The organism is Micromonospora psammae, assembly GCF_036902725.1.
GTDB lineage: Bacteria > Actinomycetota > Actinomycetes > Mycobacteriales > Micromonosporaceae > Micromonospora.
Map to the genome: position 1 here is coordinate 155935 of NZ_JBAKHM010000011.1, position 26446 is coordinate 182380.

Annotated in this window: 32 protein-coding genes and 1 pseudogene; 13 read left to right on the forward strand and 20 right to left on the reverse strand. The window is 73.9% G+C overall.

What is annotated here, in order from left to right; genetic code table 11:
* Nucleotides 1-41 precede the first annotated feature (41 nt).
* A complete protein-coding gene (locus tag V6U79_RS15800) occupies nt 42-254 on the reverse strand; it encodes a hypothetical protein (protein WP_334615070.1) in 213 nt (70 codons plus the stop codon).
* Between the two features lie 100 nt (nt 255-354).
* On the opposite strand from V6U79_RS15800, the gene V6U79_RS15805 reads away from it, so the two are divergent.
* Nucleotides 355-1164, forward strand: coding sequence for an alpha/beta fold hydrolase (locus V6U79_RS15805; RefSeq protein WP_334615071.1), 810 nt, complete (start codon nt 355-357; stop codon nt 1162-1164).
* Between the two features lie 49 nt (nt 1165-1213).
* Nucleotides 1214-2200: a helix-turn-helix transcriptional regulator gene (locus tag V6U79_RS15810; protein ID WP_334615072.1), complete on the forward strand. Its 987-nt coding sequence runs from the start codon at nt 1214-1216 to the stop codon at nt 2198-2200.
* On the opposite strand, the gene V6U79_RS15815 is transcribed toward V6U79_RS15810, so the two are convergent.
* The gene (locus V6U79_RS15815) at nt 2191-3108 is read right to left on the reverse strand and encodes an SDR family oxidoreductase (RefSeq protein WP_334615073.1); all 918 of its coding nucleotides are present in this window, start codon (nt 3106-3108) and stop codon (nt 2191-2193) included. The genes V6U79_RS15810 and V6U79_RS15815 overlap by 10 nt on opposite strands.
* A 78-nt stretch (nt 3109-3186) precedes the next feature.
* On the opposite strand from V6U79_RS15815, the gene V6U79_RS15820 reads away from it, so the two are divergent.
* Entirely contained in the window at nt 3187-3909 is a 723-nt protein-coding gene (locus V6U79_RS15820; RefSeq protein ID WP_334525396.1) for a nucleotidyltransferase domain-containing protein, read from the forward strand.
* Here the strand turns inward: V6U79_RS15820 and V6U79_RS15825 are convergent.
* The gene (locus tag V6U79_RS15825; protein WP_334525398.1) at nt 3861-4298 is read right to left on the reverse strand and encodes a VOC family protein; all 438 of its coding nucleotides are present in this window, start codon (nt 4296-4298) and stop codon (nt 3861-3863) included. The genes V6U79_RS15820 and V6U79_RS15825 overlap by 49 nt on opposite strands.
* Nucleotides 4299-4420: 122 nt before the next feature.
* Between V6U79_RS15825 and V6U79_RS15830 the strand changes: the two genes are divergently transcribed.
* Nucleotides 4421-5377 (forward strand): helix-turn-helix transcriptional regulator, encoded by a 957-nt coding sequence (locus V6U79_RS15830; RefSeq protein ID WP_334525400.1) that lies wholly within the window; start codon nt 4421-4423, stop codon nt 5375-5377.
* Here V6U79_RS15830 and V6U79_RS15835 read toward each other — a convergent pair.
* The 5 genes and pseudogenes from V6U79_RS15835 to V6U79_RS15855 all read right to left on the reverse strand — a co-directional run.
* A pseudogene (locus V6U79_RS15835) lies at nt 5374-5661 on the reverse strand (alanyl-tRNA editing protein); the annotation flags it as partial. The gene V6U79_RS15830 and the pseudogene V6U79_RS15835 overlap by 4 nt on opposite strands.
* Nucleotides 5662-6549 carry an alpha/beta fold hydrolase gene (locus tag V6U79_RS15840; protein ID WP_334615074.1) on the reverse strand — a complete coding sequence of 296 codons (888 nt, stop codon included), beginning with the start codon at nt 6547-6549 and terminating at the stop codon, nt 5662-5664. It lies immediately after the preceding pseudogene.
* The gene (locus tag V6U79_RS15845) at nt 6546-6860 is read right to left on the reverse strand and encodes a DUF2516 family protein (protein WP_334525405.1); all 315 of its coding nucleotides are present in this window, start codon (nt 6858-6860) and stop codon (nt 6546-6548) included. The genes V6U79_RS15840 and V6U79_RS15845 overlap by 4 nt, the downstream gene beginning before the upstream one ends.
* Before the next feature lie 73 nt (nt 6861-6933).
* Nucleotides 6934-7599 carry a hypothetical protein gene (locus V6U79_RS15850; RefSeq protein ID WP_334525408.1) on the reverse strand — a complete coding sequence of 222 codons (666 nt, stop codon included), beginning with the start codon at nt 7597-7599 and terminating at the stop codon, nt 6934-6936.
* Complete coding sequence (locus V6U79_RS15855; RefSeq protein ID WP_334525411.1) at nt 7596-8192, reverse strand: helix-turn-helix domain-containing protein; 597 nt, start codon at nt 8190-8192, stop codon at nt 7596-7598. The genes V6U79_RS15850 and V6U79_RS15855 overlap by 4 nt, the downstream gene beginning before the upstream one ends.
* 112 nt (nt 8193-8304) lie before the next feature.
* On the opposite strand from V6U79_RS15855, the gene V6U79_RS15860 reads away from it, so the two are divergent.
* Nucleotides 8305-9102 carry an alpha/beta fold hydrolase gene (locus V6U79_RS15860; protein WP_334615075.1) on the forward strand — a complete coding sequence of 266 codons (798 nt, stop codon included), beginning with the start codon at nt 8305-8307 and terminating at the stop codon, nt 9100-9102.
* 96 nt (nt 9103-9198) lie between these two features.
* Here the strand turns inward: V6U79_RS15860 and V6U79_RS15865 are convergent, their stop codons facing one another.
* The 4 genes from V6U79_RS15865 to V6U79_RS15880 all read right to left on the reverse strand — a co-directional run bounded on the left by V6U79_RS15865 (nt 9199) and on the right by V6U79_RS15880 (nt 12736).
* Entirely contained in the window at nt 9199-10158 is a 960-nt protein-coding gene (locus tag V6U79_RS15865; RefSeq protein ID WP_334615076.1) for an asparaginase, read from the reverse strand.
* Between the two features lie 86 nt (nt 10159-10244).
* On the reverse strand, nt 10245-11072 hold the full coding sequence (locus V6U79_RS15870) for a beta-keto acid cleavage family enzyme (RefSeq protein WP_334615077.1): 828 nt from the start codon (nt 11070-11072) through the stop codon (nt 10245-10247).
* A 126-nt stretch (nt 11073-11198) separates the two neighbouring features.
* Nucleotides 11199-12311, reverse strand: a complete 1113-nt coding sequence (gene ygfZ, locus V6U79_RS15875; RefSeq protein WP_334615078.1) for a CAF17-like 4Fe-4S cluster assembly/insertion protein YgfZ — start codon at nt 12309-12311, stop codon at nt 11199-11201.
* Complete coding sequence (locus V6U79_RS15880; protein ID WP_334525426.1) at nt 12308-12736, reverse strand: Fur family transcriptional regulator; 429 nt, start codon at nt 12734-12736, stop codon at nt 12308-12310. The genes ygfZ and V6U79_RS15880 overlap by 4 nt, the downstream gene beginning before the upstream one ends.
* A 69-nt stretch (nt 12737-12805) precedes the next feature.
* Here V6U79_RS15880 and V6U79_RS15885 point away from each other — a divergent pair, with 69 nt between their 5' ends.
* On the forward strand, nt 12806-13654 hold the full coding sequence (locus V6U79_RS15885; RefSeq protein ID WP_334615079.1) for an aminotransferase class IV: 849 nt from the start codon (nt 12806-12808) through the stop codon (nt 13652-13654).
* Between the two features lie 34 nt (nt 13655-13688).
* On the opposite strand, the gene V6U79_RS15890 is transcribed toward V6U79_RS15885, so the two are convergent.
* Entirely contained in the window at nt 13689-14291 is a 603-nt protein-coding gene (locus V6U79_RS15890; protein ID WP_334615080.1) for a heme-binding beta-barrel domain-containing protein, read from the reverse strand.
* Nucleotides 14292-14353: 62 nt separating this feature from the next.
* A complete protein-coding gene (gene mtfM, locus V6U79_RS15895; protein ID WP_334525435.1) occupies nt 14354-14458 on the reverse strand; it encodes a small membrane protein MtfM in 105 nt (34 codons plus the stop codon).
* A 23-nt stretch (nt 14459-14481) separates the two neighbouring features.
* Between mtfM and V6U79_RS15900 the strand changes: the two genes are divergently transcribed.
* The 3 genes from V6U79_RS15900 (at nt 14482) to V6U79_RS15910 (ending at nt 17385) form a co-directional block, all read left to right on the forward strand.
* Nucleotides 14482-14844, forward strand: a complete 363-nt coding sequence (locus V6U79_RS15900) for a DsrE family protein (RefSeq protein ID WP_334615081.1) — start codon at nt 14482-14484, stop codon at nt 14842-14844.
* A 109-nt stretch (nt 14845-14953) separates the two neighbouring features.
* Entirely contained in the window at nt 14954-15334 is a 381-nt protein-coding gene (locus V6U79_RS15905) for an SCP2 sterol-binding domain-containing protein (RefSeq protein ID WP_334525441.1), read from the forward strand.
* Nucleotides 15331-17385 carry an amylo-alpha-1,6-glucosidase gene (locus V6U79_RS15910; RefSeq protein WP_334615082.1) on the forward strand — a complete coding sequence of 685 codons (2055 nt, stop codon included), beginning with the start codon at nt 15331-15333 and terminating at the stop codon, nt 17383-17385. Before V6U79_RS15905 ends, V6U79_RS15910 begins: the two co-directional genes overlap by 4 nt.
* A gap of 96 nt (nt 17386-17481) precedes the next feature.
* Here V6U79_RS15910 and V6U79_RS15915 read toward each other — a convergent pair whose 3' ends face one another.
* The 6 genes from V6U79_RS15915 to V6U79_RS15935 form a co-directional block, all read right to left on the reverse strand.
* Nucleotides 17482-18333 carry a hypothetical protein gene (locus tag V6U79_RS15915; protein ID WP_334615083.1) on the reverse strand — a complete coding sequence of 284 codons (852 nt, stop codon included), beginning with the start codon at nt 18331-18333 and terminating at the stop codon, nt 17482-17484.
* 145 nt (nt 18334-18478) lie between these two features.
* Nucleotides 18479-18799: a DUF1416 domain-containing protein gene (locus V6U79_RS15920; protein ID WP_334525449.1), complete on the reverse strand. Its 321-nt coding sequence runs from the start codon at nt 18797-18799 to the stop codon at nt 18479-18481.
* A gap of 5 nt (nt 18800-18804) precedes the next feature.
* Nucleotides 18805-19653, reverse strand: coding sequence for a sulfurtransferase (locus V6U79_RS15925; RefSeq protein WP_334525452.1), 849 nt, complete (start codon nt 19651-19653; stop codon nt 18805-18807).
* 203 nt (nt 19654-19856) lie between these two features.
* Nucleotides 19857-19985 carry an Ms5788A family Cys-rich leader peptide gene (locus tag V6U79_RS29805; RefSeq protein ID WP_442933786.1) on the reverse strand — a complete coding sequence of 43 codons (129 nt, stop codon included), beginning with the start codon at nt 19983-19985 and terminating at the stop codon, nt 19857-19859.
* A gap of 66 nt (nt 19986-20051) precedes the next feature.
* Nucleotides 20052-20843, reverse strand: coding sequence for an LmeA family phospholipid-binding protein (locus V6U79_RS15930; RefSeq protein ID WP_334525455.1), 792 nt, complete (start codon nt 20841-20843; stop codon nt 20052-20054).
* Between the two features lie 102 nt (nt 20844-20945).
* A complete protein-coding gene (locus tag V6U79_RS15935; RefSeq protein WP_334525458.1) occupies nt 20946-21992 on the reverse strand; it encodes a hypothetical protein in 1047 nt (348 codons plus the stop codon).
* A 252-nt stretch (nt 21993-22244) separates the two neighbouring features.
* Between V6U79_RS15935 and V6U79_RS15940 the strand changes: the two genes are divergently transcribed.
* The 4 genes from V6U79_RS15940 (at nt 22245) to pstS (ending at nt 26422) form a co-directional block, all read left to right on the forward strand.
* Nucleotides 22245-22958: a winged helix-turn-helix transcriptional regulator gene (locus tag V6U79_RS15940; protein WP_334525461.1), complete on the forward strand. Its 714-nt coding sequence runs from the start codon at nt 22245-22247 to the stop codon at nt 22956-22958.
* A gap of 175 nt (nt 22959-23133) precedes the next feature.
* Complete coding sequence (locus V6U79_RS15945) at nt 23134-24000, forward strand: polysaccharide deacetylase family protein (RefSeq protein ID WP_334615084.1); 867 nt, start codon at nt 23134-23136, stop codon at nt 23998-24000.
* A 33-nt stretch (nt 24001-24033) separates the two neighbouring features.
* Nucleotides 24034-24960, forward strand: coding sequence for a mycothiol synthase (mshD, locus tag V6U79_RS15950; protein WP_334615085.1), 927 nt, complete (start codon nt 24034-24036; stop codon nt 24958-24960).
* Between the two features lie 355 nt (nt 24961-25315).
* The gene (pstS, locus tag V6U79_RS15955) at nt 25316-26422 is read left to right on the forward strand and encodes a phosphate ABC transporter substrate-binding protein PstS (RefSeq protein ID WP_334525467.1); all 1107 of its coding nucleotides are present in this window, start codon (nt 25316-25318) and stop codon (nt 26420-26422) included.
* Nucleotides 26423-26446: the final 24 nt, after the last annotated feature.

The window sequence follows — 26446 nt, forward strand, 5'->3', positions numbered from 1 at the left end:
CCGAAGGTGCGCCGGGCACAGCCGTACGCGTTCCGGCCGACCTAGTCGGAGCGGGATGACCGCTCGGCCGCGGTGAGCAGTTCCTCCGTCGCCCGGCGCAGCGTGGCGCGCGCCTGCTGCGGATCGCCCAGCGCGCCGCCCTGCAGAGCACCGTCGCGCAGCAGCACCAGTACCCGCGCCGTGTGGTCCGGGTCGGCGTGGCCGGCCTCAACCCCCCAGCATAAAGAGAGACCGTTCGTTCCGCCGTCACCCACGGCGGTGACGTGATGTGCTCCACGCCGCCTTGCGAACGCCAGGAGAACGACTAGTCTTTCCGGAGAAAGACCGATCGTTCTACTACTCCGAGGAGTTGCCATGCGCATCCGGAACCTGCTGAGCCTGTCCGCCCTCGCCGCTGTCGGAATCGCGGCCAGCCTCGGCACCGGCGCGACCAGCGCCGCCGCCGACCGCCACCACGGCCCCAAGCCGACCGTGGTGCTCGTGCACGGGGCGTTCGCCGACTCGTCGAGCTGGCACGGAGTGGTGTCGCGGCTGCAGAAGAACGGCTACCCGGTCCTCGCCCCGGCGAACCCGCTGCGCGGCCTGAGCTCCGACGCCGACTACCTGAAGCAGCTGCTGGCCACGGTGTCGGGCCCGGTCGTCCTCGTCGGACACTCCTACGGCGGATCGGTGATCACCAACGCCGCCGTGGGCAACCCCAACGTGACCGACCTGGTGTACGTGGCAGCCTTCGCCCCCGACGCCGGGGAGAGCGTGCTCGGCCTGTCCAGCCAGGTCCCCGGCAGCACGCTCCCGGAGTCGCTGGCACCCCCGGTTCCGCTCGGCGACGGCAGCCACGACCTCTACATCCGGCAGGACGCCTACCACGGCCAGTTCGCCGCCGACGTGTCGCCCGCCAAGGCCGCCCTCTCCGCGGTCACCCAGCGCCCGGTCCGCGACGCCGCTCTCGCCGAGGGCTCCGGCGCCCCTGCCTGGAAGACGATCCCGTCCTGGTTCGTGCTCGCCGGCGCCGACAAGAACATCCCCATCGCCGGCCAGCGGTTGATGGCCGAGCGAGCCGGCTCCCGCCACACCGTCCAGGTCGACACCGCGTCGCACTCCATCGCCGTCTCCCACCCCGACGTCGTCGCCGACCTCATCGACAAGGCCGCTACCACCAGGTAACGGCCGGGTACCACCGGGACGCGCGTACCAGCACGGGCAGGATGGGCGGATGCGCGCGTCCCGGTTGATCTCCCTGGTGTTGCTGCTCCAGACCCGGGGGACGATGACCGCCGCCGAGCTGGCCCGGGAGCTGGAAGTCGCCGAGCGGACGGTCTACCGGGACGTGCAGGCGCTCGCCGCCGCCGGAGTGCCGGTCTACGCCGACCGGGGCCGGGCCGGCGGCTACCGGCTGCTCGGCGGCTACCGGACCCGGCTGACCGGGCTGACCCGCGACGAGGCGGAGGCGCTCTTCCTCTCCGGGCTGCCCGGACCGGCCGGCGACATGGGGCTCGCCGACGCGGTGGCCGCCGCCGAGCTGAAGGTCCTCGCCGCGCTGCCGCCGAGCCTGCGGGACGCGCCCGCCCGCGCCGGGCAGCGGTTCCACCTGGACGTGCCGGGCTGGTTCCGGGAGTCCACGCCCCCGCCCTGGCTGGCCGAGCTGGCCCGGGCGGTCTGGCGGGACCGGGTGGTCGAGCTGCGCTACCGGCGCGGCGAACGTGAGGTCACCCGGCGGGTCGAGCCGTACGGGTTGGTGCTCAAGAGCGGGGTCTGGTATCTCGTCGGCCGGGTCGGCGACGGGATGCGCACCTACCGGGTGGACCGGGTGGTCGAGGTCGCGGCGGACGGGGAGACCTTCGCCCGGGACGACGCCTTCGACCTGGGCGGCTACTGGCGGGAGCAGGCGGAGTCGTTCCTGCGGCGGATGCTCGGCGATCGGATCACCGTCCGGGTCAGCCCCGCCGGTCTGCGTGCGCTGCGCTGGGCCGCCGACGCCCGCTTCGCGTACGAGGAGGCGGTGGCCGCCGCCGGCGAGCCCGACGGGCAGGGGTGGGTGACCACCCGGCTGCCCGTCGAGTCCGTCGCCGTGGCGTACGACGTGGTGCTGCGGCTCGGGCCGGAGGTGGAGGTGCTCGACCCGCCGGAGCTGCGGGCGCGCCTGGCCGAGGCGGCGGCCCGCCTGGCCGCCCTGTACGACGACCGCCCGGCTCAGCGGTAGCCGGTCACGTCGGCCGGCTTCCCCGCGTCCACCACCTCGGCGATGTAGCGGAACGCGTCCGGCTGGCTGCCGTCGACGTCGGTGAAGCCGTACACCCGGGCCAGCTCTCCGGCGGAGAGGGAACGGCCGTTCCAGCGGGCCCGTTCCTCGTCGGCGGCCAGGGCCGCGACCGCCCGCCCGACGAAGGCCGGCGTCTCGGAGATGAGGAAGTGCGGGTCCATGGCGGCGCCGTCGCGCCAGTTGGCCTCGGTCACCCCGAAGTGCTCCAGCATCGCCTCGGACCGGATCCAGCCGGGGGTGAGCGCGACGGCGGTGCAGCCGTGCGGCTTCAGCTCGTGGGCCTGGCTGAAGGCGAGCCGGTTGACCGACGCCTTGGCCAGGTCGTAGAAGACCGAGAGCCGGTAGTTGGCGTCGTTGTAGTCCTTCGTGCCGTCGCCGACCTCCACCACCAGCCCGCCGGGGTTGCGGATCAGCAGCGGCAGGGCGAAGTGGCTGGTGATGATGTGGGTGTCCACCGCCAGCCGGAGCGTGCGGAAGCCCGCCTCCAAGGGCTGCTCCCAGACCGGCTTCTCCCAGGTGATCAAGGGGTCGCTGCCCCAGATGTCGTTGACCAGCACGTCGAGCCGGCCCTGCTCGGCGTCGATCCGGGCCACCAGGTTGCGGACCTGGTCGGGCACCAGGTGGTCGACCCGTACCGCGATGCCGGTCCCCCCGGCGGCGGTGACCAGCTCGGCAGTCTCCTCGATGGTCTCCGGCCGGTCCAGCTCGGAGCGGCCGGCGCGGCTGCTGCGCCCGGTGGCGTAGACGGTCGCCCCGGCCGCGCCGAGCTGGACCGCGATCTGCCGGCCGGCGCCCCGGGTCGCCCCGGCCACCAGGGCGACCTTCCCTGTCAGTGGTGTCGTCGTCATGCCGGCGAGCCTGTCAGCGATACCTGACAGCCGAAGTCCAGTTTCGCCGAACGGGTGTCGTGGGTCATGCTCGCCGGCATGCACCTGCTGCTCTCCGGGATCGTCGGCTCGGTCGCGTACGGGCTGTCCGGGCCGGGCTCGGACACCGACCGGATCGGCGTCTTCGCCGCGCCCACGGTGGCCTTCCACGGCCTGCACCCGCCCCGCGAGTCGGTGGTCACCACCGACCCGGACGTCACCCTGCACGAGGCCGGGAAGTACGCGAAGCTGGCGCTGGGCGGCAACCCGACGGCCAGTGAGCTGATGTGGCTGCCCGACGACTGCTACGAGACCCGGTCGGAGTTCGGCGAGCGGCTGATCGAAATCCGCTCGGCGTTCCTCAGCGCGCCCCGGGTCCGCGACGCCTACCTCGGGTACGCCGGCCAACAGTTCCGCAAGCTGACCAGCCGTGACTCGTCGCAGGTGGGCGGCCGGCGGCGCTCGGCGAAGCATGCCCGGCACCTGGCCCGGCTCCTGCACCAGGGCCGGCTGCTCTACGCGACCGGCGCCCTGGAGATCCGGTTGGCCGACCCGGACTGGTTCCACGCGTTCGGCGAGCGGGTCGCCGGCGGCGCGCTGGCCGAGGCGGAGGCGTTGGTCGCCGAGGCGGAGCGGGACTTCGACCGGATCCGCACCCCGCTGCCGGAGCGGCCCGACGAGCCGACCGTGGAACGCTGGCTGCTCGACGTCCGCGCCGCCCACCTGCCGGCTGATCAGTCGAGGCAGAACTCGTTGCCCTCCGGGTCGGACAGCACGATGTGACCGGCGCCGAGCGGCGGAGCCGGCTCGTGGCGCCCGACCCGGGTGGCGCCGTGGGCGACGAGCCGCTCGGCCTCCGCCTCCAGGGCCGCCATCCGCGCGTCGCCCTGGAGCCCCGGGGCGGCGCGCACGTCGAGGTGCACGCGGTTCTTAGCCTGCTTGCCCTCCGGCACCCGCTGGAAGAACAGCCGCGGCCCGGAGCCCTCCGGGTCGACCAGCGCCGAGGCGTCGTTGCGGCGCTCCGGCGGCACGCCCATCGCCTCCAGGGCCCGCTCCCACGACTCGAAGCCCCCGGGCGGTTCCGGCAACTGGTAGCCGAGGGCCTCGGCCCAGAACGCCGCCAGTCCGGCCGGGTCGGCGCAGTCGAAAGTGATCTGGACGTCGCGGGCCATCTCAGCTCGCCTCCCGTGCGGTCTGCTGGCGCGTGTGCGGGTTCCAGGTGTGATCGGTCATGCGCCCACCCTCCCGCAGATAGCGGACAGGTTCGGTCCGTGATTCGTGGAACGATGAGCCCGTGACCGCCGAGGCGACGACCGAGCGGGTGCTGCGGCTGCTGGCGCTGCTGCAACGGCGGCCGTCCTGGACCGCCGCCGAGCTCGCCGCCGAGCTGGGGGTCACCGACCGCTCGGTACGCCGCGACGTGGAGCGGCTGCGCGCGGTCGGCTACCCCGTGCAGGCGACGGCGGGCGTCGGCGGCGGCTACCAGCTCGGCGCGGGCACCCGGCTGCCGCCGCTGCTCCTCGACGACGAGGAGGCGATCGCCACGGCGGTCTCCCTGCGGCTGGCGTCGGGGGGCACGGTCGCCGGGGCCGGCGAGGCGGCGCTGCGGGCGCTCGCGAAGCTCGACCAGGTGATGCCGGCGCGGCTGCGCGCCGAGGTGCGAGCGGTGCACGGCGCCACCGAGACCCTGGTCGGCCCGGGAGTGGAGATCGACGCGGAGGTGCTGGTGACGCTCGCGCGCGCCTGCCGAGACGCCGTGCGGGTGCGGTTCCGGTACGCCGGTCGCGACGCCGGGCAGCGCGAACGCACGGTCGAGCCGGTGCGGATGGTGACCACCGGCCGCCGCTGGTACCTGATGGCCCTGGACGTCGACCGCGACGACTGGCGCACCTTCCGGCTGGACCGGATGCGCGAGGTGGTGGCGACGACCTGGCGCTTCCGGGCGCGGGAGCATCCGGACCCGGTCGCCTACGTGCAGCGGTCCGTGACCGAGGCGCCGTACCGGTATCTCGCCCGGGTGCGGCTGCGCGCCCGGCCCGACCGGGTGCGGGATCTGGTGCCACCCCAGGTGGGGCGCGTCGAGGACGATCGCGACGGGTGGTGCGTGCTCGTCGTCGGCGGGGAGAAGCTGGACCAGCTCGCCGCGCACGTGGCCCGGCTGGGCTTCGACGCGGAGGTGCTGGAGCCCCCCGAGCTGCGGGAGGCCGCCGCCCTGCTCGCCCGCCGCCTCGCGGCGATGGCCGACGGCTAGTCCGCGAGGCGGACCCGGACCCGACGGTTGGCGCGGCCCTTGCTCTCCACCTTCACCACCTGGACCTTGCCGATCTGGGCGGTGGAGGCGACGTGGGTGCCCCCGTCGGCCTGCACGTCCAGCCCGACGATGTCGACGATCCGGATCTCCTGCTCCTCCGGCGGGATGAGGTTGGACTGGGTGCGGATGATGTCGGGCAGCGCGAGGGCCTCCGCGCGGGGCAGCACCCGGACGGCGACCGACCGGTCGGCGGCCACCTCCGCGTTGACGAGCTCCCGCGGACGTTACCCGTTGAGGAACGTCGAGATCCGGTCCCGCAGGTCGGCGCGTTCCGACCAGAGCACGCCCGGGCGGTCGTACAGGTGCAGGGTGGCCCGGGGCAACGCGGCGGCCAGCTCCTCGGCGACCTGCGCCGGGTGCAGGTCGTCCCCGACGCAGCCGATCACCAGGGCGGGAGCGGTCACCGCGGCGAGCGCCGAGGCGTCCGACAGCGGCGCCTGCTCCGGCAGGTCGGCCAGCCCGGGGGCGAGCCCGTCGCGGAGCAGCTGATCGAGGCGCTGGCGCAGGTAGGCCCAGCCGGCCGGGGTGTTGCGCACCGACGGCGGCAGCTCCAGGGAGACCACGTCGGCGACGGCCGAGGCGTCCCCGGCGTCCACGGCGGCGAGCAGGTCGGTCAGGCGTTGCCGGGCGACCGGCCCGCGCGGCGCGTCGAGCGCCGCGGGCAGGAAGAAGACCAGCTTGCCGAAGCGGTCCGGGCTGTCGGCCAGCAGCCGGCAGAGCGCGCCGGCGCCGAGGCTGGCCCCGAACGCCCGGCTGGCGCCGCCGAGGTCCGCGACGGCGCGCAGGTCGCGGGCGAGGTCGAGGTAGCTCCACGGGCCGGGCGGCGCGTCCGAGCGGCCGTGTCCCCGGAACTGGAAGAAGATCTTGCGGCCGGCGACCGCGCTGCCGAACGGCCGGGTGGTGGCGATGCCGTTGCCCAGGCCGTGCGCGAAGACGGTGACCGGGTCACCGGCCCCGGTGACCAGCCGTTCCAGCCGGACGCCGTGCGGGGTGGTGACCAGTTCGGTCTCCGGCTCGGGCAGGGCCGGCCGGCCGGTCCGCGGCCCGCCGGGCCCCGGACCCCAGGTGCGGGGGCCGCCGTCCGGCGGTGGGGGCCAGCGGAAACCCCTCACCAGGATCCTTTGCCGTCGTGCAGGTCACGCAGCCCGACCCGGACGTCGAGCAGGTAGATCAGCCCGGCCGCGATGCCGATCAGACCGAAGATGCTGAGCACGCCGAAGCCGACGAGGGTGAGCACCAGGCAGACCCCCAGGATGGCGATCCAGCCCCCCTTGGGCAGGGTGCCGATCGCCGCGAACGCGTCGGAGCGCTGGGTGATGGCGTGCACCAGGGCGACACCCTCGAGGACCAGGGCGAAGACGAGCAGGATCAGCTCGATCACGTAGCGGATTTCGAAGACGAATATCGGCGCGGCGGTGGCCATGCCGGCTAGCTTATGCCGACGACCCCGGAAACGTCCCACAGGACGCTTCCGGGGTCGTACGTGGGCGGCGTTGTCACTCGGCGGCCGGGGTGGCCCGCTTCGTGGTCTTCGGCAGCTTGGCCGACGGGGTGCCGGCCGGCTTGGTGGCCTTGGTGGCCCGCGCCCGGGTGGTCTTCGCGGCGGCCGGCTTGGCCTCGACGACCTCGGCCACGTCGGCGGGGGTGGGGACGGCGGTCGCGGCGGTCTTCACCTCGGCGGCGGCCTTCACCTCGGCCGGGACGGTGGCGTCGGTGGCCTCGATGTCGGCGTTGACGGTGTCGGCGGCCTCCAGCACACCGGCGCCGACCACCCGCTCGCCCCGGGCGATCAGCGTGCCGTAGACGGCCAGCGCCCGCTCCTGGGCGGCCTGCGCGCCGGCCAGCACCACGGCGGCGTTGCGGGTGGCGGCCTCGCGCAGCTTGTCCAGGTCGAGGTCGGCCGGGACGGCCTTCTCGCGGAGGCCGGTCGCGGTCAGGTTGGCGGTGCGCAGGGTCTCGGTGGCCTTCTGGCGCAGCTCGAAGCCGGTGACGACGGCCTTGCCGCCGAACTCGGTGACGACCTTCGTGCCGTCGGCGACGACCTTGGTGCCCAGCTCGCTCACCACGGTGGGGAGCTTGCGGAGCTGCTGGTACGCCAGCTCGCCGGCGCCGGCGGCGGCGTAGAGCGGGGCAGGGATGCGGTTGGTCTTCGGCTGGGTCATGACGTCTCCTCCTCGGCCGCGGTGGCGGCCTTCCTGGTCGGGGGGTTCGTGCTGCTGGTGGGGGCGGGCGCCGGGCCGGCCTCGGTGACGGCCACCGACTCGAGGACGGCCTCGGTCGGGGTGCCGTCGGCCGTGGTGGGGCCGGTGGCGGCCGGGTTGACGGTGGCGGCGGCGGTGGTGGGCGCCGCCGGCGCGATGTGCTGCTCCTCCGGGGCCGTGCCCGGGCCGGCCGCGGCGGTCGCCTCGGCGAGCCGGGCGTTCTCCCGGCGGAAGGTCTCGTAGATCTGGCTGAGCGACTGCTTCTGCGCCATCGTCAGGTCGTCGTCGACCGCGATGGCCGCGAGCACCCCCTGACCCTCCTTGTCGTCGAGCAGTCCGGCGCGCAGGTACATCGCGGGGGTGGAGACCCGCAGCGCGCTGGCGAGCTGCTGAAGGACCTCGGCGCTCGGCTTGCGCAGTCCGCGCTCGATCTGGCTGAGGTACGGGTTGCTCACCCCCGCCTGCTCGGCGAGCTGGCGCAGCGAGATCTTGGCGTTCCGACGCAGGTCACGGATGAATCCGCCGACGTCGGGCAGGTCCTTGGGTGCGGCCATGCGAGCAACGGTAGTCCGCACTGCTAACTCCAGCAAGCAGATTGCTAGCCACAGTTAGCAAGGCCACAACGCGTGCTTGCGCACCGGTTGTCCGATCCGTAGCTTGCACGGCGTGACGAAGATCGAAATCAACGGTGCCCGGCTGGCGTACGACGAGCGCGGCGCCGGCAGCCCGGTGGTGCTGCTGCACGCCGGCATCGCCGACCGGCGGATGTGGCGGGAACAGCTGCCCCAGCTCGCCGAGCGGCACCGGGTGATCGCGGTCGACCTGCGCGGCTACGGCGACTCCGAGCTGCCGTCGACGCCCTTCGCCCACCACGACGACGTGGTCGCGCTGCTCGACGCGCTCGACATCGAGCGGGCCGCCCTGGTCGGCTGCTCGTTCGGCGGGGCGGTGGCGGTCGACACCGCGCTGACCCACCCGGACCGGGTCTCGGCACTGGCGCTGCTCGGCACCGCCGTATCCGGCCACGAGTGGTCGGAGGAGACCGAGGAGCTCTGGGAGCGCCTGGTCGGCGAGGTCGACCCCGAGGACTTCACCGCCAGCGCCGCCGGGGAGGTCCGGTTCTGGGTGGTCGGCCCCGGCCGCCGGCCCGAGGACGTCGACGGCGAACTGATCGCCTTCGCCGAGGCGATGGACCAGCGGGCGCTCGCCGCCGAGCTGGCGCTCAGCGCCGTGGACGTCGCCGACCTCGACCCACCGGCCATCGAACGCCTCGGCGAGCTGCGGATGCCGGTCCTGGTCACCGCCGGCGCGGCCGACGTCCCGGACATCACCCGGCTGGCCGACCGGATCGCCGCGGAGGCGCCCGGCGCGGTGCGCCTGCCCGACGTGCCCGACGCCGCCCACCTGCTGCCGCTGGAGCGCCCCGGACCGGTCAACGCCGCCCTGCTGGACTTCCTGGGCTGAACCGCCCCGGCGGGCCCGGGTCCGTCGGCGCGGCGGTCCGCTGCCGGCCCGCCCGCCCCGGGTGCCGGGGTCAGCCGCGTCGCAATCCGGGCGGGGTCACCACAGCGCGCGGACCACGCCCACCGGCAGGCCGCCGCCGAGCAGCGGCACCTCGGCGTACTCGGCCAGCACCGGGGCCTCGACGCCGAGCCGGCGCAGCGCGGAGACCAGCACCGGCATCCGGGCCCGCCCGGCGCCGTCGTCGATCTTGAGGGCGACCGCGCCGACGCCGGGCACGGCCGCGGCGATCACACCCTCCGCGCCCACCTTGGCCAGCGCCCCGGGTACGCCCCGCATCAGCCGGGTGTCCTCCGCCCCGGTCCCGCCGACCAGCTCGGGGTACGCCCGCATCGCGTCGGCCACCGTCCGCTCCACCGTGCCCGGCTCCGCCGACACCAGCCGCAGGTACGCCCCGGCCAGGCCGGTCAGCGAGACGGCGAGCACCGGGGCGCCGCAGCCGTCGACCCCGACCGCCGCCGCCTGCTCGCCGGTGAACTCCTCGATCGCCGCGCTGATCCGCTGCTGCAACGGGTGCTCCGGCCGCCAGTAGCCCTCCAGCGGCCAGCCGGCGGCGAGGCAGGTGCGCAGCATGCCGGTGTGCTTGCCGGAGCAGTTCATCTGCACCCGGGTCGGCCCGCCCCCGGCACGCAGCACCGCCTCCCGGGCGGCGTCACCGACCGGCAGGTCGGGCGGGCAGTGCAACGCCTCGGCGTCCAGCCCGCCCTCGCGCAGCAGCCGGCCGACCCGGGCCAGGTGGAACTCCTCGCCGGCGTGGCTGGCCGAGACCAGCGCCACGTCCGCCGGGTCGGTCAGCGGCAGCCCGGCGCGGAGCATCCCGATCGCCTGCATCGGCTTGCTCGCCGAGCGCGGGAAGACCGGCGAGGAGACGTCGCCCGCGCCGGCCACCGGCGTGCCGTCCGCCCCGAGCACCACCACCGAACCGCGGTGGACGCCCTCCACGAAACCGGACCGGACCACCTCGGCGAGCGGTGCGCCACCCCTGTACGTCGTTACCACGAGGTGGACGGTACCGACGGGGCCCGGCACCCGGGTGACCAGGGGCGTCGAGGGCCGGCGTACAGGGGTGCCGGGCGGGGCCGGGCTTACAGTCCGAGCAGTTGGCGGGCCTCGGCGGTGGTCAGCGGCGGACGCTGGGCGAGCTGGGCGAAGCCGACCGCGCGGGCGACCAGCTGCATGTTGCTCTCCACCGGGCGGCCCTTGGCGTACGTGACCGTGTCCTCCATACCGACCCGCAGGTGCCCGCCGGCGGAGAGGGCGGCGAGCATGACCGGGATGGTGCTGCGACCGATGCCGGTCGCTGAGAAGGTGGTGCCCGCCGGCAGGTCCCGCAGCGCCTGGTGGGCGGCGACGAGGGCCGCCGTGGTGCCCGGCATGCCGCCCGGCACCCCCATCACGAAGTCGACGTGCACGTGGCCGCCGTGCGGCAGGCCGTACTTGCCGAGCAGCCGCTGGAGGGCGGTGAGGTGACCCAGGTCGAAGATCTCGTACTCGGGGACGATGCCGCGCTCCTGCATCCGGGTGTGCAGGTCGACGATGAACTCCCACCGGTTGAGGAAGACGTCGTCGCCGAAGTTGAGCGTCCCCATCGTGCAGGAGGCCATGTCGGGCCCGGCGTCGAGCACGGCCAGCCGGGCGGCCTCCGGGTCGGTCACCGCGCCACCGGAGGAGAGCTGCACGATCAGGTCGGTGCTCTCCCGCAGCGCCGTCACGGTCTCCCGCAGCCGCCCCGGGTCGAGGGTGGGCTTCGCCTCGTCGTCGCGGATGTGGACGTGGATCACGGCCGCGCCGAGCGCCTCGCACTCCTTGGCGGTGAGCACCAGCTCGTCGAGGGTGACCGGCAGCGCCGGCACCTCCGCCTTGGCCGACTCCGCCCCGGTGGGGGCGACCGTGATCAACGTCCCTGTCGTCATGGCGGCGATCCTAGCCGCCGGGCCCGCCTCCGGTCGACGGCCGGAGCGGGTCGGCACGCAAGAACCACGCACCCTCGCCTGCGCGAACGGAAAGCTTCCTGCCGACCGAGCGTCGGCACGGCAGCCTTACGCCGGGTCGATGGCGGCGGCGGTGTCCCCGATCAGCAGGCGGGCGTCGTCCGGGACGTTGCGCTTGACCACCGCGAGCGTGACCTGACCCAGCTCGTGGTGGTGCACGGCGGTGCCGACGAAGCCGACCGCCCGGCCGTCCAGGGTCACCGGCGTGCCGGCCACCGGCGGCTGGTCGGTGGTCACCCCGTCCAGGTGCAGCAGTACGAGCCGGCGCGGCGGGCGACCCATGTTGTGCACCCGGGCGACGGTCTCCTGACCCCGGTAGCAGCCCTTGTCCAGGTGCACCGCCGGGGCGATCAGGTCCACCTCGGCGGGGATGGTCCGGTGGTCGGTGTCCACCCCGACCCGGGCCTGCCGGGCGGCCACCCGCACCGCCTCGTACGCCCACAGCCCGGCCACCGGCACACCGTTGCCGCGCAGCTCGGCGACGACCCGGTCCATCGCGGGTCGGGGCACCAGCAGGTCCACCCCGAGCGCCACCCGCCGGGCCCAGCCGCCGGCGGGCAGCGGCTTCGCGTCGTACACCACGGTCGGTCGGGCCGCCAGCTCGCCGGAGCGGAACTTCGGGCCGGGCACCGCGACGATGTCGGGCGCGGCCAGGCCGGTCACGCCGAGCACCGCGACCGCGTCGGCGGCCTGCGGCCCGACCAGCGACAGCAACGCGTGGTCGGCGGTGGCGTCGCGCGGCTCCACCTTGCTGAAGAAGCGCATCCGCTCCAGGTACGACAGCAACCCGGTGGCGGCGCCCGGCTCGGTGTCGAGCCAGGTGGTCTCGCCGTCCTCGACCACCATCGCGTGCTGCTCCACGTGCCCGTGCGGGGAGAGCACCAGCAGCTCGGTGCCCTGCCACGCGGCGAGCGTCGCCAGGTGCTGGCTGGTCAGCGTGTGCAGCCAGCCGATCCGCTCCTCGCCGGGCACCGCCAGCACCCCGCGGTGCGAGCGGTCGACCAGGCCCACCCCGGTGTCCAGGGTGCGCTGCTCGCGCATCGGATCGCCGTAGTGGGCGGCGACGCCCCGCACGCCGGCCGCCCGGTGCGCCGGCTCCGGCTGGTCCCGGCTCTCCTCGTCGATGGCCTCCACGGCGACCGCTCCGGCGATGTCGATCATTTCAGTTCCCCGTCCTCGCACTGCCCGCAGACGCCGAAGAGCGCCACGTGCCCGATGTCGACCCGGAATCCCCGCTCGGCCACCAACTGGTCGACGAGCGGCCGGAGCAGCTCCGGCTCGATCTCGTCGATCGCGCCGCACTCGCGGCAGACCAGGTGCACGTGCTGGTGCTCACCGGCCGCGTGGTAGGTCGGCGACCCGTGCGACAGATGGGTGTGGGTCACCAGCCCGAGCCGTTCCAGCAGTTCCAGGGTCCGGTAGATGGTGGTGATGTTGACCCCGGCGGCGACCTCCCGGACCGCCGTGTGCACCTGCTCCGGCGTGGCGTGGCCCAGGTCCAGCACGGCCTGGAGCACCAGCTGCCGCTGCGCCGTCAGCCGCAGCCCACGGGAGCGGAGCATTTCCGCCAGGGAGGATTCGGACACCGTCCGATCATAGTTCGGCCGCCGGGCCGGGCCCGCCGCCAGCGGCGTACGCCACTAGGCTCGGCGGTCATGGTGGCATCGAGGATCGCCGTCCTGGGGCGAGGTGTCGTGCCGGCCGGAGAGTCGGTGCTGCGCGGCGACGACCTGGGCGTGCTGCGCGGCGACGGACTGTTCGAGACCATGCACCTGCGCGGCGGGCGGCCGTGGCTGCGCGACGCGCACCTGGCCCGGCTGCGGACCGGCGCCGCCGCGGTGGAGCTGCCGCTGCCCTCCGACGAGGTCCTGGTGGAGCTGCTGGAGAGCGTGGCCGCCGGATGGCCGGCGGAGGTGGAGGGCGCGCTGCGGCTGGTCTGCACCCGGGGGCCGGAGGGCGGCGGGTTGCCGACGATCTACGCGACCCTGGGCGAGGTCGCGGTGGCGTCCCGCCGGGCCCGCCGCGACGGCGTCACCGTCGCCACCCTCTCCCTCGGGGTGCCCGCGGCGGCCCGACCCGAACTCGACTGGCTGCCCGTCGGCATCAAGTCCACCTCGTACGGGGCGAGCAGCGCCGCGCGGCGCTGGGCCGCCCGCAACGGGGCGGACGACGTGCTCTGGGTCTCCAGCGACGGGTACGTGCTGGAGGGCCCGAGCGCGAACGTGGTCTGGCTGGACGGCGGCACGCTCTGCACGGTGCCGGCCGGGGCCACCGGCATCCTCCCCGGCACCACCGTCGCCTGGCTGCTGGCCCACGCCGGGGAGGTGGGCCTCGCGGCCGCCGAGCGCATGGTCACCGCGGACGGGCTGCGGGCGGCGGACGGCGTCTGGTTCACCTCGTCCGTCCGCGGCCTCGCCCCGCTGCGCACCCTGGACGGCGCGGAGCTTCCCCCGTCTCCGCACACCCCCACCCTGCACGCCCTGCTGGGTTTCCCCCTGCCCTGACCGGCGGGAGCGGGGGTGACGGCCGGGCAGCCGGTCAGCCGGCCACGCGGATGAGCCGGGCGGAGAGGTGCGGCGAGAGGCCGTGGCCCATGCCGGCCATCTCCTGGGCGTAGAGCAGCGCGCCCTCGACGATGCCGAAGAGCCGGGCCCCGGCGGTGACCTCCTTGGCGGTGGCGGTGCGGACCACCGCGTCGGTGGCGAACTCGATCCGGGTGCCGGTGCGCTTGCCGATGTGCAGCTCCATGACCCCGGTCGGCACGGTCATCAGGGCCTCCAGCTCGTCGGTGACCCGGTCACCGTCGAAGACCGGCCGCCACCAGCCGACCTCCCGGCCGGACGGCCGGACCGGCCGGCTCTGCTCGTCGAGGATCCACGTCCGGGACTCGTAGAACAGGAACGGCCGGCCGTCGTGGCTGATCCGGATCTCCTGGGCGAAGTCGAAGTCCTCGATGGTGGGGAAGCCGCCCCGACCCCGGCCCCGCCACACCCCGATGTACGGCAGCAGCCCGTCGAGCGCCGGGTGCAGCTTCGGCCCGACCCGCAGGTCGTGGCTCTCCTCGTACGGGTACTCGTCGACCGGCGGCGCGTTCAGCCACGGCGGCTGCAGCGGGTTCTCGTCCGACGGATTCGCGCTCACCGGGCCACCTCCGTTCGCGACTGCGGGGCTCGCAAACCCGGCTCACTCCTCGCGCTCACCAGTTACCACTTACCTCTCGACATGCGTACGGCGACGTAGACCAGGCCACCGGCGAGCGCGCCAAGGCCCGCGACCAGCAGGCTGACGAACCCGATCTCGGTAACCATCATGGTCATCCTATGCTGGCGGCATGACCCGCACTCTCGTCGTCAAGGCCACCGCCGGCGCGGACGCCCCGGAGCGGTGCGCCCAGGCGTTCACCGTCGCCGCCACGGCCGCCGCGGCGGGGGTCGAGGTGTCGCTCTGGTTGACCGGCGAGTCGACCTGGTTCGCCCTCCCCGGGCGGGCGGAGCAGTTCGAACTGCCGCACTCGGCGCCCCTGGGCGATCTGCTGCACGTCATCCTGACCACCGGCCGGGTCACCGCGTGCACCCAGTGCGCCGCCCGCCGGGACATCGGCCCGGGCGACGTGCTGCCCGGCGTACGCATCGCCGGGGCGGCGGTCTTCGTCGAGGAGGCGATCGCCGAGGGGGCGCAGGCGTTGGTCTACTGACCACCGCCGCACGACCGGTCCGATCGCCTCCGGACAGGCGGCTTCTGTCCGGTCTGGGCGGAGTGCCGATACTGACCCGACTTGTCGGCGCACTGCCTACCATTCGGATGTGGCCGACGCGACGGAGGAGTTCTTCGCATCGCTGCCGGCGCGCGCCCCGGCGGTCCTGCGCGGACCTGTCAGCGGCACGCTCCAGATCGACCTCGCCACCGGCAACCGGACCGACCACTGGCTGGTGCAGCTCAGCCCCGGCGAGGTGATCGTCACCCGGGCCCGGGGCCCGGCGGACGCGATCTGGAACAGCAGCGCCGACCTCTTCGAGCGGCTGGTCACCGGGCGCGCCCAGGGCATCTCGGCGGTGCTGCGCAACGAGACCACCTACAGCGGCAACGTCCTGCTCTTCCTCACCTTCCGTCGGTTCTTCCCTGCCCCGCCCGGCACCCGGGACCCCCGCGAGACGGCCCGCGAGCACGTCGGTCGGCAGAGATGAAGCAACTGGTCAGCATCCTCGACGGCAACACCTTCGTGGTCAGCGACCGCCGCGGCGACATCGAGCCGTCGTACGACTTCCCCACTGGGCTCTTCTCCTTCGACACCCGCTTCCTCTCCACCTGGCTGCTCACCCTCGACGGCGACCGGCTGCACGCCCTCTCCGTCGACGACGCGCGGTCGTACCGCACCCGGTACTTCCTCGCCCCCGGGGAGCCGACGCACTACCTCGACGCCAAGGTGTCGGTGATCCGCCGGCGGTCGATCGGCGGCAGCCTCGGCGAGGACCTCACCGTGCTGAACCACTCGGGTCGGGAGATGCGGTTCGACGTGCGGCTGGAGATCGGCGCCGACTTCGCCGATCTGTTCGAGATCAGGCACAAGCGGCGCAAGAAGGGCGCCGTTACCGCCACCGTCGGGGAGAACGAGCTGCGGCTCACCTACCGGCGGGAGGCGTTCCACCGCGAGGCGGTGGTCACCAGCACCGCGCCGGCGCACGTCGACCAGGGCGGGATGACCTGGTCGATCACCGTGGCCCCGCACGCCGAGTGGAGCACCCGGCTGCACGTCGCGACGAACATCTACGGCGCCCGGGGCGAGGACTTCCGGGCGACCACCCCGCTGGGGTGGGGCCGCGGCCCGGACGCGATCCGCACCGAGCAGCAGGAGCTGATCGACCGGGCGCCGAAACTCGGCTGCGACCACCAGCCGCTGGCCGGGGCGTACCGGCAGAGCCTCAACGACCTGGCGGCCCTCCGGTACGAGTCGATCACGCTCGGTGTCCGGCTGGTCGCCGCCGGCCTGCCCTGGTTCATGACCCTCTTCGGCCGGGACAGCATCCTCACCTCGTTGCAGGTGCTGCCCTTCCTGCCCGAGCTGGTCCTGCCGACCATCCAGATGCTGGCCGGCCTCCAGGGCCACCGCCTCGACGACTTCCGCGACGAGGAGCCCGGCAAGATCCTGCACGAGCTGCGCTACGGCGAGACCGCCGGCTTCGAGGAGCAGCCGCACTCCCCCTACTACGGCTCCGCCGACGCGACCCCGCTCTTCGTGATCCTGCTCGACGAGTACGAGCGGTGGACCGGTGACGCCGCCCTGATCCGCCAGCTGGAGTTCACCGCCCGGGCGGCGCTCAGCTGGATCGACACCTACGGGGACCTGCTCGGCACCGGCTACGTCTGGTACCGCACCCGCAACCCGGAGACCGGCCTGGAGAACCAGTGCTGGAAGGACTCCTGGGACTCCATCTCCTACGCCGACGGCCGGCTCCCCGGGTTCCCCCGGGCCACCTGCGAGATCCAGGGCTACGCGTACGACGCGAAGCTGCGCGGCGCGCGGATGGCCCGGCTGTTCTGGAACGACCCGGCCTACGCCGACCGGTTGGAGCGGGAGGCGGCGGCGCTCAAGGAGCGCTTCAACCGTGACTTCTGGATCGCGGACAAGGGGTACTTCGCCACCGCCCTGGATCCGCAGGGCCGGCACGTGGACGCCCTCACCTCGAACATCGGGCACCTGCTCTGGAGCGGCATCGTCGAGGAGTCCCGCGCCGCCCTGATCGCCGAGCACCTGCTCAGCCCACGCCTCTTCTCCGGCTGGGGCGTGCGTACCCTCGCCACCGGCCAGGGGCGCTACAACCCGATCGGGTACCACGTCGGGACGGTGTGGCCGTTCGACAACGCGTTCATCGCCTGGGGGCTGAGCCGATACGGCTTCCGGGAGGAGGCCGGGCGGATCTGCCAGGCCATGCTGGAGGCGTCCCGGTACTTCAACGGCCGGCTGCCGGAGGCCTTCGCCGGGTACGAACGCCACCTCACCGACTACCCCGTCCACTACCCGACCGCGTGCAGCCCGCAGGCCTGGTCCGCCGGCACTCCGCTGCTGCTGCTGCGGGTGATGCTGGGCCTCGAACCGCAGGGCGATCATCTGATCATCGACCCGGCGGTGCCGGAGGGCATGGGCCGGGTGGAGCTGTTGGACATCCCGGGCCGGTGGGGTCAGGTCGACGCACTCGGCCGCAGCCGCACCCCGCACGACGGCAGCCACCGCCGCTGAGCACCCCGCTGGCGAACCGGCGGCGCCACCGCGCCGACGAGCAGGGCGGGGCGTCACGCCGCCGACGCGCCGGGTTTGCGGCGCGACCCTCGGCGGTCAGCCGGCGCAGCCGGTGGAGGCGGAGACCCGCAGCTCGTCCCCGGTCGCGTCGGCCAGCACGATGACCGGGCCGCGCCGGTAGGCGTACACCTCGGGGGTGTCGACCACGGCGGCGCCGGCGGCGAGCGAGCGCAGCGGGGCCAGCGACACCGGCTCGGCGCCCGCGCTGAACAGGGCGGTCTCGGCCCGGCCGCCGCCGGGGCAGGCAGCGCTCAGCGGCTGCCCGGCCGGCGGCTCGGGCCGGCCGAGCGCGCGCAGCGCGTCCTTCGCGGCCTGGGCGGTTTCGCCGCCCGCGCCGGGCAGGAGCGTGCCGAGTTCGGTGTCGACGGGCCGGCACCCGGTGTCGGCGGTGAACCGCACCCGGCCGGCGGTGACCACCTGCCCCTCGACGGCGACGAACTCTCCGGCGTCGGCGCGCAGCAGCGGACCGTCGGAGCTGACCCGCACCCCGGCCCGCCAGCTCTCCGGCAACCGGTCGGCGACCCGTTCCAGCAGCGCCCGCTCCCCGCCCTCGGCCACGACCACGTCCAGGCCCCGGATCAGGGCGGCGCCGTCCTCCATCGGGGTGACCCGGCAGTCCCGCTCGATCGTCGTCGGGGTCAGTGCCCACGCGCCGTCACCCACCGCCACGACCAGCCGGCCGACGGCCCGGTCCACCACGGGGTCGGCCTGGCCGAGGGTGCGCTGCTCCCGCACCGTCGGCGGATCGTTGCGCACCGACCACCCGGTGAGACCGACCAGCAGCACGGCCCAGGCCACGGTCGCGGCCAGCAGCCAGCGCGGCCACCCCGGGGTCGGCTCGGAAGGACCACTCGGCGGGGCCCACCCCGCCTGGACAGCACCGCTCACCGGTCAATCGTGTCACGCGGGGTACACCGGCCCGCTGGCGCGTCGGCGGCCGGCGGACGGCCCGGCCGCCGTCGTGCTCGGGAAAATGGCCCGGGGCCGGCCACCCCGGGTGGGGTGACCGGCCCCGGGCCGATCAGAGCGTGGGTCAGGCGACCGTGACGGAGACCTCGTTGATCCCCCGCGCGGCGGTCACGGCGGTGTCGCCGTTGCCGTGCCGGGAGAGTGCCCGCAGCGTCCAGCTGCCGGGCGCGGCGAAGAAGCGGAACTGGCCGGCCGGGGAGGTGACCACCTCGGCGGTGAACTCACCGGTCGAGTCGAGCAGCCGGACGTACGCGCCCGGCACGGCCTCGCCCGACTCGGCCTGGACCAGACCGGTGATCACGGTTTCCTTCTCCAGGTCCAGGCTGGCCGGCAGCGGGGCGGCCTGGTCGGGAGCGGCGCAACCGGCAGCGGTGGGAGCAGTCATGGTGATCAGGCCTCCCCGGGCTCGTCGCCGAGCGCCACCGGCACACCGACCAGCGAGCCGTACTCGGTCCAGGAACCGTCGTAGTTCTTCACGTTCCGGTGGCCGAGCAGCTCCTGGAGCACGAACCAGGTGTGCGAGGAGCGCTCGCCGATGCGGCAGTAGGCGATGGTCTCCTTGCCGTCGTCCAGCCCGGCGTCGGCGTAGATCCTGCGCAGCTCGTCGTCGGACTTGAAGGTGCCGTCCTCGTTGGCCGCCTTCGACCACGGCACGCTGATCGCGGTGGGGATGTGCCCGGCCCGCTGCGCCTGCTCCTGCGGCAGGTGGGCGGGGGCGAGCAGCCGGCCGGCGAACTCGTCGGGGGAGCGCACGTCGACCAGGTTCTTGCTGCCGATCGCGGCGACCACCTCGTCGCGGAAGGCGCGGATCGAGGTGTCCGGCTCCTGCGCGACGTACGTGGTGGCGGGGCGGGTCACCGCGTCGGTGACCAGCGGGCGGGCGTCGAGCTCCCACTTCTTGCGACCGCCGTCGAGCAGCTTGACGTCGCGGTGGCCGTAGAGCTTGAAGTACCAGTACGCGTACGCGGCGAACCAGTTGTTGTTGCCGCCGTAGAGGATCACCGTGTCGTCGTTGCCGATGCCGCGCTCGGAGAGCAGCGCCTCGAACTGGGACTTGTTGACGAAGTCCCGGCGGACCGGGTCCTGCAGGTCGGTCTTCCAGTCCAGCTTGATCGCGCCGGCGATGTGGCCGGTGTCGTAGGCCGAGGTGTCCTCGTCGACCTCGACGAAGACGACGCCCGGGGCGTCGATGTTCTTCTCGGCCCACTCGGCCGAGACGAGTGCGGTGTCGCGACTCATCAGATCACTCCCTGGTGAGGATGGATGGTGAGCCAGCGCGGGGATCGAAATCGGTGATTGTCGCACCACGCGCGGGACCCATAGCGAATCGGATCACGGGTTCGTGCGACGGCGCCGCTGCCGGGCGTTCGGTGGGAGAGCACCGGAGGGTACGCGGACCCTGAGTGCCGGATGGCCGCTAGCGGCCGGAGACAGCCCCGCCGTCAGATGACGGAGCGACACAGGCAGGTGGCCACGCGGCACAGGTCGACCGCGCGCCGTTTGGTGAGGTGCGTCCCCATGAGAACGGAGCCTACCAGTGGTCCCGGAGAGTGCCAGGGGTCAACCAGCATGCGGGACGCGGCCCGGCGATTCCGGGAACACCGGGCGCCGGGCCGCGTCGGAGGCTGAGTCGTGACTCAGCCGGCCGAGTTGATGGGCACGTCCTTCGCAGCGGCGGTCACCGTCAACCCCTCGGGCTTCGGCTCCACCTTGCGCACGTCGAGCTGGAACGGCAACTTCGGCAGGGGCACGTCGACGGAGATGCCCCGGGCGTAGTTGCTCAGCAGCGTGCGGGCCAGGGGCACCGCGGGGAGACCCTCGGCGTTCAGGTCGTTGAAACGCAGCGCCACCTTGCCGTTGTCGGCGACCGTCACGTCGGCGGTCCCGGTGACGGTGAGCTTCTGCCCGAGGATGTCCACCGGCGCGGTCACGGCGAGCTTGCCGTTCTGCTCGCCGAGCTTCAGGCCCGGCCGGTTCAGCAGCTTCGCCAGGCTGTCGTAGGTCACCGTGCCGGTTCCGTCGACGGTCTCGGCGACCACCTCACCCTGCCCGGAGCGGATGGTGTCCAATGAGGCCCGCACGTTGCGGGCGTCCACGTCGAGCCGGGGCAGGCTCACCGCGTCGCCCTGCACGGAGCCCTGCACGTCGGTCAGCGCGATGGAGATCCGCTCGTACTTCCCGTCGAGCACCTGGGTGAGGAACGGGAAGCCACCCACCTCGACGGCGGGCGGGGCGGACTGCGCGTTCTGCTTGGCCACCTCCTGCTTCACCTGGTCGGCGATGGCCCGCTCGGCCACCCCGGCCGCCACCCGGTCGGCCACCACCAGCAGCCCGGCCAGGATCAGCAACAGCACCACCAGGACCACGAGCGCCCTGCGACCGCGCCGCCGGGGACGCTCCTCCTCGTACGCCGGGTACGCCTCTGCCACGCCCGTCTCCCGTCTGTCGTCACCGCCGTCGCCACCCGCTCGGACCGGGTCGTCGTACGGCGCACCGCTACTACCCGAGCGTCGAAACGCTCAACCGTCGCCTCAGAGGAACAGCACGCACATGGCGTACGCGGCCGGCGCCGCCAGGGCGAAGCCGCCCAGCGGCCCCTGCATGTGCCGGGCGATCCACATGGTGGGGGGCTCCCCGGCCATCAACCGGCCCGCCTCGGCGTACCCGACCGCGAGGTCGGCGAGCACGGCGGTGGCCGCGGTGACCAGCCCGATCAGCGCCGCGCTGGTCGGCGTGAAGCCGACCAGGTAGCTGCCGAGCAGGGCGCTGGTCAGGGTGCCGGTCATCGCGCCGCCGACCACGCCGGCCGCGCCCCGGGGCACCTGCGGGGCGAGCCGGGGCCAGGGCAGCACCGCGTCGGTCAGCCGGGCGACGGTGAGCGCGACGCCGGTGGCCGCGAGACAGACGGTGATCGCCTGGGTGCCGGCCGGGATCCGGCTGAGCGTGATGAGCGTGGCGAAGGCGACCACCCCGACCACGATCAGCAGCGTGGTGCCGAGCGAGTCGGTGACCCGTACCCGGTCGACCCGGCGGACGAGCTGGCCGAGCACGCCGAGGACGAAACCACCGGCCGCGACGTAGCCCAGCGGCGCCAGGCCGGCGATGTCGCTCTGCACGGCGGCGGCGTCGGCGACCGCGGCGACCGCGGCGCTGATCCCCGCGACCAGCAGCAGGGCGGGCGGGCGCATGGCCATCGTCCAGGCCAGGACGAAGAGCAGCTGCACGCCGAAGACGATGAACGCGAAAGGCAGCCGGTGGCCGGGGCCGGAGGTCTGGGCGCCGAGCACCAGGCCGACGCCGAGCAGCGCGGCGAACCCGGCCACGGTCAGCGAGAGCGGCTTGCGCACCTCGACCGGCTCGACCGGCTCCTCCTCCAGCTCCTCCGGCTCGTCGTCGGCGCGGCGGGGGGCGCCGCCCTTGCGGAACCGCCGCGGGCCGCGCTCCCGACGCTGCTCCCCGTCGTCGGCCGGGCCGGTACGCGGACCCGGTGGATAGCCGCGGGCGGGGCCGGCCGGCCCCGGACGCGGGTCGTCGACCCACTGGTCGCGGCCGGTCTCGGGCGAGGTCGAGGGATGCACGACCCGATCGTGCCAGACCGACCGGCCCCGGCGGAGGTCACGGTTTCGGCAACGTTAAAACCTGTGGCGCGATCATGGGCAGATCGGGCAAAGGGTAAAGGACGACGAGGCCGCACCGGGGCGATCGGTTACGCTCGAGCCGTTACCCGCCCGTCAGCGACGCCGGGACCCACGCAAGTTCGCAGCGCCGCCCCGGCCCCGGGGTGCCGCTGGTCGCGTGCGGCCGAGAGCCGCCGGGACGGAGGTGATCGTGTGGAGATCCTGTTGCTGGTGACCGCGCGCGCTGGAGAGCCGTCGGCGGTGCTGCCGGCGCTGGACCTGCTGCCGCACTCGGTCCGTACCGCCCCCCGCGACGTCCGCACCCTGGTCGCCGGGCCGAGCCCGGACGCGGTCCTGGTCGACGCCCGCTCCGAGCTGAGCGAGGCCCGCGCGACCTGCCGGATGCTGCACGCCACCGGGCTCGGGGTGCCGCTGGTGGCGGTGGTGACCGAGGCGGGACTGATCGCGCTGAACGCCGACTGGGGCGTGGACGACGTCATCCTGGCCAGCGCCGGTCCGGCCGAGGTGGAGGCCCGGCTGCGGCTGGCGGTCGGCCGGTTGAGCAACGCCACCGCCGGGGCGGGCGGCTCGATCCGGGCCGGCGAGCTGACCATCGACCCGGACACCTACGCGGCGAAGCTGAAGGGCCGTCCACTCGACCTCACCTACAAGGAGTTCGAGCTGCTGAAGTTCCTCGCCCAGCACCCGGGCCGGGTCTTCACCCGGGACCAGTTGCTGCGCGAGGTCTGGGGCTACGACTACTTCGGCGGCACCCGGACGGTGGACGTGCACGTCCGGCGGCTGCGGGCCAAGCTCGGCTCGGAGTACGAGTCGATGATCGGCACGGTCCGCCAGGTGGGTTACAAGTTCGTCGTCCCGCCGTCGCGCTCGCTGCCCGACGCGGAGCACGCACCGCTGCCGGTCTGAGCCGCCCGTCCCAGGCGCACCCGCACGAGCGACTGTTTCCGATACGCCCTTTTTGCACCTGTTGCCGGTTCTATTCTGACTGCCGGATTCGCAGGGCGAAGGGGGCGACGGTGCGCGCACTGACCACGGGGGCGAAGATCGGCCCCCACCACGATCCGGACCGGCGGTGGACCTGATGGCGGCCGGCTCCACCGGCCGCGCCGCCGGTGTCGTCACGCTGGTCCTGGCCGCCCTGCTGGGGTCCGCGTACCTGCTGGGTCGCAACCTGATGCCGGACCGGCCGGGGCAGCAGTCCGGCGTCGCGACGAGCGTCGACGGCGCCCAGTACGGCGAACAACCGCCCGAGTCCGGCACCGGCGAGCCGCCCGCGACCGACCGGCAGGGCGCCAGCGGGACCCCGGAGGCGGGCGCCCACCAGCCGCCCGCGGCCGGCGAAGGGCCGCTCGGCACCCAGGTGACCACCGGCTCGCCCGAGGTGGCCCTCACCTTCGACGACGGTCCGCATCCGCAGTACACCCCCCAGGTGCTCGACGTGCTCCGCGAGTTCCAGGTCCGGGCGACGTTCTGCGTGGTCGGCGAGAACGCGCGGAACCACCCGGACCTGGTCCGGGCGATCGTGGCCGACGGGCACACCCTGTGCAACCACTCCTGGAACCACGACGTCATGCTCGGCCAGCGTCCCCCCGGGACGATCCGCGCCGACCTGCTGCAGACCAACGAGGCGATCCGGGCCGCGGTGCCCGACGCGCCCATCGCCTACTACCGGCAGCCCGGCGGGGCGTGGACGTACCCGGTGGTGTCGGTCGCCGAGGAGCTGGGGATGAGCCCGCTGCACTGGACCGTCGACCCGAGCGACTGGGCGGCGCCCGGCGCCATGCGGATCGCCGCGACCGTCACCGCTGAGACGACGGCCGGGGCGGTCGTGCTGCTGCACGACGCCGGCGGGGACCGGCAGGGCACCGTCGACGCGCTGCGCACGATGCTGCCGGACCTGACCAGCCGGTTCCGGCTGGAGGCGCTGCCGGTCGACGGCGCCACGTGACCTCCCGGCCCGCGATACCGCTACGGTGACGGGGTGAGCAGCGCGGAGCCGACGACCGACCGGGTGACCCGGACCGACCGACTCGCCCCGGCCGAGGTGGCCGAGGTCCTGGCGCTGGCCCGCCTCGCCGGTGACGCGGACGGCGCCGACCCGTTCGACGAGCACACGCTGCTGCGGCTGCGTGAGCCGGCCAAGCCCGCGGTGCACCTGACCGCGCGGGCCGCCGACGGCACGCTGACCGGCTACGCCCACCTGGACACCACGGACCCGGCCACCGGCACCGGGGTCGAACTGGTCGTCCACCCCGGGCACCGGCGGCGGGGCACCGGCCGGGCGCTGGCCCGGGGCGTACTGGCGGCGGCGTCCGGGCCGCTGCGGGCCTGGGCGCACGGCGACCACCCGTCCGCCGCCGCGCTCGCGGTCGACCTCGGCTTCGTCCGGGCCCGGGTGCTCTGGCAACTGCGCCGGCCGTTGACCACCGCGCTCCCCACGCCCCGGCTTGCGGAGGGCGTCACGCTGCGCGCGTTCCACCCCGGCGAGGACGATGCCGCCTGGCTGATGCTCAACGCCCGGGCCTTCGCCGAGCACCCCGAGCAGGGCCGCTGGACCGCCGACGACCTGCGGGCCCGCCAGTCCGAGCCGTGGTTCGACCCGAGCGGCTTCCTGCTCGCCGTCGAGGCGGCCACCGGCCGGCTGCTCGGCTTCCACTGGACCAAGGTGCACGAGCGCCCCGGCTCGGCGCGGATCGGCGAGGTCTACGTGCTCGGCGTGGACCCGTCCGCACACGGCGGCGGCCTCGGCAAGGCGTTGACCACGGCCGGCCTGGCCCACCTGCGCGACGTCCGCGGGCTGGACCGGGTGATGCTGTACGTGGACGAGTCCAACACCAGCGCGGTCGCGCTCTACGAGCGGCTCGGCTTCGCCCGCTGGTGCGGGCACGTCAACTACTCGCTCGGCTGACAGGGCGGGCTCCGGCCGGCGGCCGCCGCGCTCGCGCAGCGCCGAACCGGCCGGCCGTCGCTCGCCGTCCACCGAGGGCCGGCGAGGGGATCACCGCGCGGTAACGACGCGGACTCGGGATGATAACGGCCGTCCGGATAGATCGGATAAGTAGCGACACGGGGACGGTAGTTCACCTACCGGACAACCGACCCTCAGGCTGCGGCCACCCCTCCGGCCGCGCATGTTCATTTCCCGTTCACTTCCGACCGGCGAACCGGCTACCTGGCACTCCTAGCTTTCGTGTCAGCCGGTCAGCGCCGGCGCAGGAACGACCAACCGGTCGACTCCCCGGACGTGAAGGGAAACCCCTCAGGTGAAGCTCCAGCGGCACGGCGCCATCGCCTGCCTCGCTCTTTCCGCGATGCTCGGTCTCAGCGCTTGCGGCTCGGACAACAACGAGCCGGCGAGCACCTCGGCCTCGGGTTCGGCCAGCGCGGCCGACTGCGCCACGGGGACGCTGAACGCGCAGGGCTCCTCCGCCCAGAAGAACGCCATGGCCGAATGGATCAAGTCGTACCAGCAGAAGTGCGCCGGTTCGACGATCAACTACGAGCCCTCCGGCTCGGGCGCCGGCATCCAGGCCTTCATCGCCGGCACCGCCGACTTCGCCGGCTCCGACTCGGCGCTGAAGGAGGAGGAGCAGCCGCAGGCCGACGCCAAGTGCGGCCCCGGCGGCAAGGCGATCCACCTGCCGATGGTGATCGGCCCGGTCGCCGTCGCCTACAACGTCAGCGGCGTGGACAACCTCCAGCTCAGCCCGGCCACCCTGGCGAAGATCTTCGGCGGCAAGGTGACCAGGTGGGACGACGCGGCGATCAAGGCCGAGAACCCGGACGCCAAGCTGCCGGCGACCACGATCCAGACCGTGCACCGCTCGGACGAGTCCGGCACCACCGACAACTTCACCAACTACCTCTCCAAGACCGCCGAGGCCGACTGGACCTTCGGTAAGGCCAAGGCGTGGAAGGCACCGGGCGGCACCGGCGCCAAGGGCTCGGACGGCGTGGCCAGCCGGGTCAAGGGCGCGGACGGCGCCATCGGCTACATGGAGTGGTCCTTCGCGGAGAACGCCGGCCTGAAGATCTCGAAGATCAAGAACGGCGCCGGCGAGTTCGCCGAGCTGACCGCCGAGAACGCGGGCAAGACCATCGCCGGGGCCGCCATCGAGGGCCAGGGCGACGACCTGAAGATGAAGGTCGACTACAACACCAAGACGGCCGGGGCCTACCCGATCGTCCTGGTGACCTACGAGATCGCCTGCGGCAAGGGCATCCCGGCCGACAAGCTGCCGCTGGTCAAGGGCCTGCTGGGCCACGCCGCCAGCAGCGAGGGCCAGGCCGAGCTGACCGAGCTGGGCTACGCCCCGCTGCCCGACTCGGTCCGCACCAAGGTCGAGGCCGCCGTCAAGAACCTCTCCTGACCGGCGTCACCGACACCACCACCC

Excerpts from the sequence above, each read along its gene's own strand:
- V6U79_RS15815 (WP_334615073.1), bottom strand. The coding sequence starts at position 3,108 with ATGACGACGACACCACTGACAGGGAAGGTCGCCCTGGTGGCCGGGGCG.
- V6U79_RS15900 (WP_334615081.1), top strand. The coding sequence starts at position 14,482 with ATGACCCGCACTCTCGTCGTCAAGGCCACCGCCGGCGCGGACGCCCCG.
- V6U79_RS15850 (WP_334525408.1), bottom strand. The coding sequence starts at position 7,599 with ATGACCCAGCCGAAGACCAACCGCATCCCTGCCCCGCTCTACGCCGCC.
- V6U79_RS15805 (WP_334615071.1), top strand. The coding sequence starts at position 355 with ATGCGCATCCGGAACCTGCTGAGCCTGTCCGCCCTCGCCGCTGTCGGA.
- V6U79_RS15920 (WP_334525449.1), bottom strand. The coding sequence starts at position 18,799 with ATGACTGCTCCCACCGCTGCCGGTTGCGCCGCTCCCGACCAGGCCGCC.
- V6U79_RS15820 (WP_334525396.1), top strand. The coding sequence starts at position 3,187 with ATGCACCTGCTGCTCTCCGGGATCGTCGGCTCGGTCGCGTACGGGCTG.
- V6U79_RS15870 (WP_334615077.1), bottom strand. The coding sequence starts at position 11,072 with ATGACGACAGGGACGTTGATCACGGTCGCCCCCACCGGGGCGGAGTCG.
- V6U79_RS15825 (WP_334525398.1), bottom strand. The coding sequence starts at position 4,298 with ATGGCCCGCGACGTCCAGATCACTTTCGACTGCGCCGACCCGGCCGGA.
- V6U79_RS15925 (WP_334525452.1), bottom strand. The coding sequence starts at position 19,653 with ATGAGTCGCGACACCGCACTCGTCTCGGCCGAGTGGGCCGAGAAGAAC.
- ygfZ (WP_334615078.1), bottom strand. The coding sequence starts at position 12,311 with ATGATCGACATCGCCGGAGCGGTCGCCGTGGAGGCCATCGACGAGGAG.
- V6U79_RS15810 (WP_334615072.1), top strand. The coding sequence starts at position 1,214 with ATGCGCGCGTCCCGGTTGATCTCCCTGGTGTTGCTGCTCCAGACCCGG.
- V6U79_RS29805 (WP_442933786.1), bottom strand. The coding sequence starts at position 19,985 with ATGCTGGTTGACCCCTGGCACTCTCCGGGACCACTGGTAGGCTCCGTT.
- V6U79_RS15945 (WP_334615084.1), top strand. The coding sequence starts at position 23,134 with ATGGCGGCCGGCTCCACCGGCCGCGCCGCCGGTGTCGTCACGCTGGTC.
- V6U79_RS15845 (WP_334525405.1), bottom strand. The coding sequence starts at position 6,860 with ATGGCCACCGCCGCGCCGATATTCGTCTTCGAAATCCGCTACGTGATC.
- mtfM (WP_334525435.1), bottom strand. The coding sequence starts at position 14,458 with ATGGTTACCGAGATCGGGTTCGTCAGCCTGCTGGTCGCGGGCCTTGGC.
- V6U79_RS15910 (WP_334615082.1), top strand. The coding sequence starts at position 15,331 with ATGAAGCAACTGGTCAGCATCCTCGACGGCAACACCTTCGTGGTCAGC.
- V6U79_RS15855 (WP_334525411.1), bottom strand. The coding sequence starts at position 8,192 with ATGGCCGCACCCAAGGACCTGCCCGACGTCGGCGGATTCATCCGTGAC.
- V6U79_RS15885 (WP_334615079.1), top strand. The coding sequence starts at position 12,806 with ATGGTGGCATCGAGGATCGCCGTCCTGGGGCGAGGTGTCGTGCCGGCC.